This window comes from Psychrobacillus sp. PGGUH221, from assembly GCF_042055255.1.
Classification (GTDB): Bacteria; Bacillota; Bacilli; order Bacillales_A; family Planococcaceae; genus Psychrobacillus.
Genome location: NZ_JAQMHQ010000038.1, coordinates 1 through 488, shown reverse-complemented (window position 1 = coordinate 488; position 488 = coordinate 1). Strand labels below are relative to the sequence as shown.

Here is a 488-nt window from a genome sequence, read left to right as displayed (position 1 = left end):
AATACGGAGTTCCGGCAACCATTGTAGTGCCTGAAAACGTTAGTAAGTGTAAGGTTAACGCAATCCAAGCTTATGATGGTAAGGTGGAAATGTGCGGGACTACTTCTGGAGAACGTATACCAAGAGCTCAGGCGATTGCAGATCAAGAAAACGGCGTATATATTCCACCTTATGACGACCCATTGTTATCTCTGGCGGAAATGTGGACCTAGAAAAAGTCCATCAATTCATTGTAAATAGTGAGAAATGACCCCGTAAGAGAAGTAAGGGGGGCTTTAGTTGAATAAAAACTTAGATTTTTAAACGACTTTATTGTTATATTTTTTAGTACAGTGAAGTATCTTACATCAAAAATTAAACTACTATATTTTTAACCCCGTCCTAAATTCGAACGGGGTTATGCTTGATTGAGCTTTTAAAGTTAAATAACTTTATTTTCATTTCACACGTACCACACATTTTATATATGTCTAAAATGTGTGGTACAT

The 488-nt window shown here is 36.3% G+C and carries 1 protein-coding gene; it reads left to right on the top strand.

The window, feature by feature from the left end:
* On the top strand, positions 1-212 hold a 212-nt coding region (locus PGC35_RS22085), incomplete at its 5' end, for a pyridoxal-phosphate dependent enzyme (protein ID WP_375220729.1).
* Positions 213-488: the final 276 nt, after the last annotated feature.